The organism is Bacillus cereus group sp. N6 (genome assembly GCF_016483705.1).
In the GTDB taxonomy this organism is placed as follows: Bacteria; Bacillota; Bacilli; order Bacillales; family Bacillaceae_G; genus Bacillus_A; species Bacillus_A wiedmannii.
The window spans coordinates 1-8,504 of the sequence record NZ_JAEHBI010000085.1 but is presented as its reverse complement, the minus strand read 5'-3'; the positions used below and the strand labels follow the sequence as shown (position 1 = coordinate 8,504).

Sequence of the window (8,504 nt, the reverse complement as noted above, 5' to 3'; positions counted from 1 at the left end):
ACGTTGTTTGTTTCGTTCAGTTTTCAAAGAACTACTCGGTCGCTCATTTGCGACTTCCTTATGTTAACATCTTCGTTAGTTAATGTCAACTAAGTCTTTCATTTTGTTTGCCGCGTTCTGCGTTATTACATCGGCGACTTGTTCTATATTACACCTCTATATCCTAATCGTCAATACCTTTTATCCTTTTTATTTTATAAATTCTAAAGGGTATTGAACCTTCTTCATTTATACTCCGTTCCTAGAGATTAATAAACTGTTGCAATCACTTTCATAATCGACAGTTTATACTTTCTTACTTACACCTTTCTAAAGAATGAATAGCAAGCCAAACAAATATATATTAAAGGTAGCACTTTTTATTTCGAGTACATTCCAGCTATATTCACAATTATCTCCTACCACTTCTCTCTAGGAATTATAAATACACCATGCATTTACTAAAAATCTAATTAACTTAGGAGGCGTTATGAAATGCATGTTAATAAGAAGATCATTTATGTATCCCATGATGCCCATTTCCACGGAGCACAGCTGCTTTCTTTACATACTATTAAAGCTCTTAAAGAAAACTTTCATTACTCCGTCGCAATTATTTCTATTGGAACGGGCATTTTAATCCACGATTTTCAAAAGTATGGTCCTGTTTATTGCCTAGAGGAAGACTACCCAACAGAAAAAAGGGTCGAATTATTAATAAAGAAGTTACTATCACAAGACTATACCATCGCCATATGTAGTACCGTCATAAGTGGTGACATAGTTGCATTACTAGCTAAACACAATATAAAAGTTATTTCATTAATACATGAATTGCCGCATTTAATACAACAGTACTCTGCCGAGGGGAAAGCGAGAAACATTGCCCAGTTTGCTTACAAAATTGTCTTCCCTTCACAGTACGTGTATGAAAAATTCCGTACAATCACCCAATTAGATCATCAAAAATGTCACATCCTCCCTCAAGGCTTGTTTAACCACAATCCTTATAAGAACAATATTGCAAAAGCTAGAAGCGAATTACGAAAAAAACACAACCTGCCTCTAGATAGCAAAATCATTTTGGGAGTAGGTTTTGCTGATCATCGGAAAGGGATAGATTTATTCTCACTTATTGCTTACTCAGTAAGAAAAGTTCATACGAATATTCATTTTATCTGGGTCGGGAGAACAGACGTTCATTTCTTTAACACACTATCCCCAAGATATACAGCACATTTCACATTAGTTGAGCCTACTCCAGATATCGGTTTATATAACGCCGGGGCTGATTTATATTTATTAACTTCAAGAGAAGATCCTTTTCCAAACGTTGTTTTAGAAGCATTAGATACAAAAGTCCCTGTTATAGGGTTTAAAAACGCTGGAGGTTTTGAAGATGTTGTTACGGAACAAACTGGCGCCTTAGTAGACTTTTTAAATTTACCGCAGGCGCTGGAAAGAATATATGAATTTATTGGAGATGAAGACTTACGATTACAAAAAGGGCGCTTTGGCCAAGAGCTTATTGAAAAAGATTTTAACTTTCTTCATTACATTTATCAACTGTTAAACCTACTTGATCATAATTACAAAAAAATAAGCGTAATCATACCGAACTATAATTACGAAAAATACTTACCTGACCGAGTTAAATCCATATTAAACCAAACCTATCCCCTTTACGAACTAATTTTCCTAGACGATGCCTCCACTGACAATAGCGTATCTATATTTAAACAGCTGCTCTCAAACGAAAATAAGCCCCACCTAAAAGTTCAGCAGATTATTAATGATAAAAACTCTGGTTCTGTATTTAAACAATGGATAAAAGGCGTCTCTGCAGCAACCGGTGATTATATTTGGATTGCAGAGGCCGATGACTTATGTGATCAGACATTTTTAGAAGAAGTAATACAAGGGTTTCATATAAATGGTGATGTTACCTTAAGCTACACACAATCAAAACAAATAGATGAACAAGGAAATATCCTGGCCAATCATTATTTAGATTACACAAATGATATTGATAAAGAAAAATGGAAAAGTTCTTATTTTCGAAAAGGGATAGATGAAATACAAGATACATTACTTATCAAGAACACCATACCTAATGTCTCCAGTGTAGTTTTTAAAAACATAGATATAAAAACTACAGAAAAACAATTAGAAAAGTTTAAAGTAGCTGGTGATTGGTTTTTCTATGTTTCTATTCTTAAAGAGGGGAACATTTATTTCAATCCAAAACCACTAAACTATCATAGACGACATACAAATAGCGTAACGGGAACAGAAGATTCATATTCCCATTACAGTGAAGTTGTACAAATGCAGAATTTCATTAAAGAAACCTTTACTATCGACAATATTTCAAAAAAGAAAATGTACACATATAGAAAGTATCTTAAAGCATATTTGAAGATTGAATGATATACTTTCTTCGCCATCAGTGTCTCTTGTAAGACGTTACTATCATTTAAGGGGGGTTACTCATTGAAAGAATTTATAGAGGCAAATAAAGATTTGATTTCTCAAATTGCACACAACTACAATGTAAATGCAAGTATCCATCCAGAGGATCATATCTTTCAATTCCTTGTCACTAATCCAGTCTTCCCATCTAAAAAAGAAGCGATAGATTATTATTTTCAAGATGGGAGAAAATCCGCAGAAACACTCTTAGATTTAATTACGTCCTTTTATCCTCCTATAGACACTCCAATAAAATTATTAGAATTCGCATCCGGATACGGCTGCATAACACGTCATTTATTAAACCTACAAACGAACTTAAGTATAACTACCTGCGATATACATGAAGAGGCTATTACTTTTATTGAACGTACATTAAATACTTCTTCTATCTTATCTCACCCTGAACCTGAACAAGTAAATTTGACCTCCTCTACGTATGATATCGTTTTTTGTCTATCCTTTTTTTCTCATATGCCTGATACAACTTGGTTCCGTTGGCTTCAAACATTGTATAATGCTGTTTCTCCTGAAGGTTTACTCATTTTCACGACTCATGGTTATCAAAGTAAAAAGTACTTCAGCTTTCCAGATTTAAATAAACAGGGTTATTGGTTTCTCCCTTCTAGTGAACAATTAGATTTGGATGTTCATCAATACGGGCAAACGATTGTTAGTCCCTCTTACGTATGTGACAAAATTAAATTATTACCCTATAACCCTGTCATCAAAAAATACACTGAAGGTTTTTGGTGGGAACATCAAGACCTTTGGGTAATAAAAAAAGAAATAAAATAATAAACCACGCTCTACTTATACAAAAGTAGGGCATGGTTTATTATTTTTTACTATATAAGAACTCTTCAATCCATAGCTTATTTAATCTAATTCCACTTTTGAAATCTATTTTCGGTTCCCAGTTACATTCTCGTCTTACTCTATCTATATTTAAAATGATTTTTTGAACATTTTCTTGCCTTTGTTTATAGCAGGTAAAGTCCACTTTTCTTTCCGTTAATTTCTCCAATTCTACTATAATTCGTTTTAAAGAGAGACCCTTGCCGCTCCCTATGTTATATACACAAGATTTCAAACGATTTAATTTTGATAGTTGTATAGTGATTTCAACTAAATCATCGATATAAATATAATCTCGAATAATCTCTTGTGGATTCCCATATATATTAATCTTTTCATTACTGAGATGCTGATACAAAAAACAGTTTATTGCCCCAACTTTCTTTAAAGGATTTTGATATTTTCCATATGGATTAGAATATCTACATACAACATAGTCAATTCCGTATTTTTTCTTATAAAAGTACAAGTAATTTTCAAGCGATACTTTTGTTATTCCATAAGGAGAAAGTGGTTTTAATGGATGTTCCTCATCAATAGGTAAATATTCCGGTTCACCATAAACCGTGCCTCCAGAAGATGCTAAAACGATTTTTTTAACAGGAAAATTTTTAACACTTTCCATGAAGTTAAGAAAAAAAAAGCTACTGTTTATATCTCCGAAAACATCTTCAATTGAAGTTGCTACATTAGACGTTGCAGCTAAATAAATAATAATATCCACATCCACTAAAGCTTTATATATATCTTCAACATTTGCTAAATCACCTTTAATAAATTCAACATCACTTATAATATTTTGAGGAAAATTATTTATATGTCTGGAAAATACTTTGACAGTTTGACCTTGTTTCAATAAACCTAATGCGAGGTTAATACCAATGAAACTATTTCCACCTACTATTAAATAATTATTCTTCCTCATAATATCCTCTCTAGTAATAAGATTTTTGCTTATCACACCTAGAAATGCAACTAAATGAACTTGGTCACTGCTATTATTCATCCTCTTATCATTGTATGCTTCCTATAAATTTTCATTATCTTTATTTTATATTTTCCTTTTAGAATCACTATCTTATTTAAGCTGACCGCAAAAAACACTCATACTATTTACTCATTCCCATGAATATATTGCATTAGTAAAAACTTCCCTTCTCCATAAATAAAAATTTCAAAAAGGAGCACTACATGTATGAAGAGTGTAAATCAAGAGCTTTTAAATCATGTAATCCTACATAAAGATCGAATCCCACATTTCCATAAAGACTTTCCACTTATACTATTCTGGAGCCATAGAAGCGGATGTACCGCCTTAGCTAATTGGTTCTTTTTTCAAATTGGATTGTTTAATGAAGCAAAGAAATACCATGACTTTATTCATTACTATGAATTCTGGGTGTATAAAAACAACACTAACTACATACCAGAGTTACAAAATGGGCTTCTAACAGCAAATAAAGATGTTTGTAAACTTGTACGGAATCCCTACAAAAGGGCCGTCAGCTCATTTTTATTACTTGCTGACAATCCATATGCTAGCCCTCAATGGGAAAATATCCGCCACTATTTGTATAATGACAAATATAGTAACCGTGGAGTATCATTTAAACAATTTTTATATTACATTCGAGCATTGGGTTCAAATTCCCTAGCAATGGACATACATTTTAGTCAGCAATACGTTCCAGGTGAAGAAAATTTCATCCAATACTATATTCCTTTAGAAGATTTTAATACACAAATCACTAAGATAGAACACACGTACGATTTGATTAAATCCAATTTAGCGCTTCTTACAAATTCAGATCATCATCGGGCTCATAAGATGCTTTATACAGGAAGCTATGCAGAACTCAGCATTACAGATGCCACCTTCCCTCGCTTTCCAACATATGAAAGCTTTTATGATGAAGAAACAATGGCGTTAGTTACAGAAATATATGCACAAGACTTTGAAATGTATCCGTACACAAAAGGGATATTCTAAGTCGATACATTCTTCAATGAATAAAAGCGAATGTATCGCATAGCATAAAGTGAAACTTTAATTAGCGTGGGGTTCTCTCCCGCTAATTATTCCATTCTACCAATCTCACTTTTATGGGTTCCCTAATTTCCACCCACTCTCTTTGATTTCACTGATTGTTGACGTGTGTGTCATATGCATTTTTTTACAAAGGAGTGATGTCATGTGGAAGGTAATTTGAAGCACAATAATGGATATTGCGTTATTTGTGAGAAGGAAACTACATTTATAGAGCATAATGATTGGCTTAGAGATCATTACTTATGTTCTACATGCCACTCTATACCAAGGCAGCGAGCTATAATCCAAGTTTTAAATACATTTTTTCCTAAATGGGGTTCCTATCATATCCACGAATCCTCTCCTGGGGGAATTACAACTCAGCTACTTATAAAAAACTGCAAAAACTATACGTATTCTCAATACTTTAAAAACTATCCTCTCGGCCAATACTTTCAAGGAATTAGATGTGAGAACTTAGAGGATATGACTTTCCAAAATGAATCTTTTGATTTGTTCATTACTCAAGATGTCTTTGAACATGTAATGGAGCCAAACAAAGCCTTTAAAGAAATAGAGCGTGTATTAAAGCCTGGCGGTGCTCATGTGTTTACTGTCCCTTGGTATCATACACTCACAAAGACTTTACAAAGAGCACGAATCAATAAAGAAGGAATCGAATATATTGAGGAGCCAATTTATCATGGTAATCCTATTGATAAGAACGGGTCTTTAGTAACATTTGATTGGGGTCAAGATATGATTGAATATATTTATACACATGCAAATATGTATACCATTGTTTATTTACAAAAGGATAGATCACTGGGGTTAGATGCTGAATTTCTACACGTTTTTATTAGTAAAAAACACGAAAATAATTTTTAGGTACTATATAATTTGGAGGTTAACAAATGAATAACTTCAAGTTAGGAAATGATTTTGATAACCTTGTTAGCCCGCTTTCTGATGTTGAACTTCTAAATCTATTTATACAAAGTTGCTCACAAACAAAGATAAATGGCATTCCAGTACCTATGTTCCCCCCTGAAGAAATTCAACAACAGTTTGTAGGTGCTTCCTATGAACATGCTCTTTATGAAGCATATTTGTTTTATAGCCATGTAAAAACATATGCCCAAAATCTAGGTGTTCCTTTGAATAAAGGACGTAAAATTTTAGACTTTGGTTGCGGATGGGGAAGAATCATACGCTTCTTTTTCAAAGATGTTCGCGATGAAAATTTACTTGGTATTGATGTAGATCCCCTCATGATTACTCTTTGTAATGAAACGTTAGGAAGAGGGATATATAAAACAGCCAACCCACAACCTCCTGTAGGATTTATTAATGACAATTCATTAGATATCATATTCGCTTATTCTGTATTCTCACATTTATCCGAAGAAACAGCAGAAAATTGGATAAAGGAATTTTCAAGAATTCTTCGTCCAGGTGGCATCTTCATCGCCACAACACAAGCACGCTATTTTCTCGATTTCTGTCAACAATTTAAGGAACACCCTGAATTAATTCAAACGGGATGGCATAAAACTTTATCTCAAGCTTTTCCAGATATAAATCGTGCCATCTCGGATTATGAAAGCGGCAATTTTGTCCACAGCCCTACGGGAGCTGGAGACGTTAGAAACAGTAGCTTCTACGGGGAAACCGTTATACCTAGAACTTATATTAAAAACCACTATGAGAAGTATTTAAAGCTACGGGACTTTTTTGATGATACAAACCGGTTACCCCAAGCTCTATTTGTTCTCCAAAAAGATTAACTCTTTTCGCTCATTGTATAATGAAGATCATTTTGTATCTCAGCCGTATATATTAAATCATCAAAGATTTCCATATTAAGCACACTGTACAAAAGAATTCATTATGCAGCATAAACACAGTAAGTAAATAACATATCTCATGTTTTAACTAGATTCGAAAAATCAAAAGTAACTTCCCACCACTTGAACTACGAAGGACATAAGGGGGATATATCTTGAAAATAATCGCTTTTTACTTACCACAGTTTCATCAAATAAAAGAAAATGACCGATGGTGGGGGAAAGGGTTTACTGAATGGACAAATACTAAAAGTGCACGACCTTTATTTTCAGGACATTACCAACCTAGAGAACCTTATCAAGATTTTTATTATGACTTAACCACCCCATCCGTAAGAAAATGGCAAGCAGAAATCGCCAAAGCACATGGCATATATGGTTTTTGTTATTACCATTACTGGTTTAAAGGGAAGAGGCTATTGGAGGCACCCTTTAATGAGGTACTTAAGATGAAAGAACCAGATTTTCCATTTTGCCTTTCTTGGGCAAATGAACCGTGGACAAAAACTTGGGATGGTCTTGATAGTCACATATTAATGCCTCAAAATTATGGAGAATTATCGGATTGGAAAGAGCACTTTGAGTATTTATTGCAAGCTTTCCAAGATGAGAGATATATCCGTATAGACGATAAACCACTATTCATTATTTATCGCCCCGGGCATATCCCTCATTGTGAACAAATGCTTCATTATTGGAATACACTCGCACAAGAAAATGGTTTGAAAGGTATATACTTTGCAGAAACATTAAACAGCTTTCCACTTCCTAATATAAATGGATTTGATGCTAGCATTGAATTCGAGCCTTTTTATACAATTGCTCATGATAGCTCTTCAGACATAAATAAAACAATATATGAGTCTGGTAAACAAATAAACGCTTGGGATTATGATAAAGTGTGGATGTATATACTAAAACGATCTCCTCCAGAGAAAAAAACATTTCCTGGTGCCTTTGTTGACTGGGACAATACAGCACGCCGCAAAGACTTAAATAGCAGCATCTTCCTAGGTTCTACCCCTAGGAAGTTCACGATATATTTAAGCAAACAAATCCAGCGTACCTATTCTCTTTACAACAGCGAGTTTTTATTTATTAATGCGTGGAATGAATGGGCAGAAGGTACTTACTTAGAACCAGATAAAAGGTATGGATTCGCCTATTTAGAAGGAGTTAAGCAGGCAATTAACAGAGGTATGAAAGCATACAAAAAAGACGAGTCATTCTGACTCGTCTTAATAGTTGCTTGGCGACGTCCTACTCTCACAGGGACAAGGTCCCAACTACCATCGGCGCTAGAGAGCTTAACTTCCGTG

7 protein-coding genes are annotated in these 8,504 nt (G+C 34.0%); 6 read left to right on the top strand and 1 reads right to left on the bottom strand.

Annotated features, from left to right (window positions below):
- Window positions 1–474 precede the first annotated feature (474 nt).
- Both JDS99_RS28970 and JDS99_RS28965 read left to right on the top strand, forming a co-directional pair.
- Window positions 475–2,409 carry a glycosyltransferase gene (locus JDS99_RS28970; RefSeq protein ID WP_106383621.1) on the top strand — a complete coding sequence of 645 codons (1,935 nt, stop codon included), beginning with the start codon at window positions 475–477 and terminating at the stop codon, window positions 2,407–2,409.
- A 63-nt stretch (window positions 2,410–2,472) separates the two neighbouring features.
- Window positions 2,473–3,249, top strand: coding sequence for a class I SAM-dependent methyltransferase (locus tag JDS99_RS28965; RefSeq protein ID WP_106383620.1), 777 nt, complete (start codon window positions 2,473–2,475; stop codon window positions 3,247–3,249).
- A gap of 40 nt (window positions 3,250–3,289) precedes the next feature.
- Here JDS99_RS28965 and JDS99_RS28960 read toward each other — a convergent pair whose 3' ends face one another.
- On the bottom strand, window positions 3,290–4,234 hold the full coding sequence (locus JDS99_RS28960; protein WP_106383619.1) for an NAD-dependent epimerase/dehydratase family protein: 945 nt from the start codon (window positions 4,232–4,234) through the stop codon (window positions 3,290–3,292).
- 270 nt (window positions 4,235–4,504) lie between these two features.
- Here JDS99_RS28960 and JDS99_RS28955 point away from each other — a divergent pair, with 270 nt between their 5' ends.
- The 4 genes from JDS99_RS28955 to JDS99_RS28940 all read left to right on the top strand — a co-directional run bounded on the left by JDS99_RS28955 (window position 4,505) and on the right by JDS99_RS28940 (window position 8,417).
- Window positions 4,505–5,299, top strand: coding sequence for a sulfotransferase family 2 domain-containing protein (locus JDS99_RS28955; RefSeq protein WP_064460162.1), 795 nt, complete (start codon window positions 4,505–4,507; stop codon window positions 5,297–5,299).
- A gap of 204 nt (window positions 5,300–5,503) precedes the next feature.
- Window positions 5,504–6,226 (top strand): class I SAM-dependent methyltransferase, encoded by a 723-nt coding sequence (locus JDS99_RS28950; protein ID WP_106383618.1) that lies wholly within the window; start codon window positions 5,504–5,506, stop codon window positions 6,224–6,226.
- A 26-nt stretch (window positions 6,227–6,252) separates the two neighbouring features.
- Window positions 6,253–7,125, top strand: coding sequence for a class I SAM-dependent methyltransferase (locus JDS99_RS28945; protein ID WP_106383617.1), 873 nt, complete (start codon window positions 6,253–6,255; stop codon window positions 7,123–7,125).
- Between the two features lie 215 nt (window positions 7,126–7,340).
- Window positions 7,341–8,417, top strand: coding sequence for a glycosyltransferase WbsX family protein (locus JDS99_RS28940; protein WP_088121150.1), 1,077 nt, complete (start codon window positions 7,341–7,343; stop codon window positions 8,415–8,417).
- The last annotated feature ends 87 nt before the right edge of the window (window positions 8,418–8,504 follow it).